Raw genomic sequence first — 1,919 nt, 5'->3', positions numbered from 1 at the left:
TACATTTGCAGCCGCTTTGGGAGACAGGGCGAACGAAAAAAGAGAAATAAGTTCATTGATATATTGTAAAGACAGCGCGCCACATACTTGGAAACGGGGATGTGGTGCAGAAAAAGAAATCGAAATAACGGGCCGGGAAAAACGTTTTATGGGTTGATCGAAGTTATATAAGAATCAACGATGAAGAGTTTGATCCTGGCTCAGGATGAACGCTAGCGGCAGGCCTAACACATGCAAGTCGAGGGGCAGCGGGGATAAGCTTGCTTATCCGCCGGCGACCGGCGCACGGGTGCGCAACGCGTATAGAATCTGCCTTGTACTGGGGAATAGCCCAGAGAAATTTGGATTAACGCCCCATAGTATGTAGGAGTGGCATCACTTTTACATTAAAGGTTACGGTACAAGATGACTATGCGTCCCATTAGTTAGTTGGTAAGGTAACGGCTTACCAAGGCAGCGATGGGTAGGGGCCCTGAGAGGGGGATCCCCCACACTGGTACTGAGACACGGACCAGACTCCTACGGGAGGCAGCAGTGAGGAATATTGGACAATGGGCGGGAGCCTGATCCAGCCATGCCGCGTGCAGGAAGACGGTCCTATGGATTGTAAACTGCTTTTATACGGGAAGAACAAGGGGCACGTGTGCCCTTCTGACGGTACCGTAAGAATAAGGATCGGCTAACTCCGTGCCAGCAGCCGCGGTAATACGGAGGATCCAAGCGTTATCCGGAATCATTGGGTTTAAAGGGTCCGTAGGCGGGCCATTAAGTCAGGGGTGAAAGTCTGCAGCTCAACTGTAGAATTGCCCTTGATACTGGTGGTCTTGAGTTATAGTGAAGTAACTAGAATATGTAGTGTAGCGGTGAAATGCATAGATATTACATAGAATACCGATTGCGAAGGCAGGTTACTAACTATATACTGACGCTGATGGACGAAAGCGTGGGGAGCGAACAGGATTAGATACCCTGGTAGTCCACGCCGTAAACGATGGATACTAGCTGTCCGGATGCAAATCTGGGCGGCCAAGCGAAAGTGATAAGTATCCCACCTGGGGAGTACGTCCGCAAGGATGAAACTCAAAGGAATTGACGGGGGCCCGCACAAGCGGTGGAGCATGTGGTTTAATTCGATGATACGCGAGGAACCTTACCAGGGCTTAAATGTGGTCTGACAGCTTTAGAGATAGAGTTTCCTTCGGGCAGATCACAAGGTGCTGCATGGTTGTCGTCAGCTCGTGCCGTGAGGTGTCAGGTTAAGTCCTATAACGAGCGCAACCCCTGCCGTTAGTTGCCAGCATGTAAAGATGGGGACTCTAACGGGACTGCCGGTGCAAACCGCGAGGAAGGTGGGGATGACGTCAAATCATCACGGCCCTTACGTCCTGGGCCACACACGTGCTACAATGGCCGGTACAGAGAGCAGCCACTGGGCAACCAGGAGCGAATCTATAAAACCGGTCACAGTTCGGATCGGGGTCTGCAACTCGACCCCGTGAAGCTGGAATCGCTAGTAATCGGATATCAGCCATGATCCGGTGAATACGTTCCCGGGCCTTGTACACACCGCCCGTCAAGCCATGGAAGCCGGGAGTGCCTGAAGTCCGTCACCGCAAGGAGCGGCCTAGGGCAAGATCGGTAACTAGGGCTAAGTCGTAACAAGGTAGCCGTACCGGAAGGTGCGGCTGGAACACCTCCTTTCTAGAGAATTTGCCCATGGGGCTTTTTTCAAGGGCCCGTTTTTTCGATTTCTGTTTTTACAACATAAAAAACTATAGTGAGTCTCATAGCTCAGCTGGTTAGAGCGCTACACTGATAATGTAGAGGTCGGCAGTTCGAGTCTGCCTGAGACTACAAAGTAGACGAGGTGCGGACGAGAAGTTCATGCCGCCAAGGGCGGTAAGTCTGCCCGGGACTAC

At 51.7% G+C, this 1,919-nt stretch carries 1 tRNA gene and 1 rRNA gene; both read left to right on the top strand.

The features are described 5' to 3' along the window. Positions 1 to 177: 177 nt before the first annotated feature. A 16S ribosomal RNA gene (locus tag KO529_RS08735) occupies positions 178 to 1,701 on the top strand. A 79-nt stretch (positions 1,702 to 1,780) separates the two neighbouring features. Beyond that, a tRNA-Ile gene (locus KO529_RS08730) sits at positions 1,781 to 1,854 on the top strand. Positions 1,855 to 1,919 lie beyond the last annotated feature (65 nt).

This window comes from Arenibacter algicola (assembly GCF_018860365.1).
GTDB lineage: Bacteria > Bacteroidota > Bacteroidia > Flavobacteriales > Flavobacteriaceae > Arenibacter > Arenibacter algicola_B.
The sequence above is the reverse complement of the archived record's forward strand: the minus strand, read 5'-3'. Positions and strand labels throughout refer to the sequence as shown.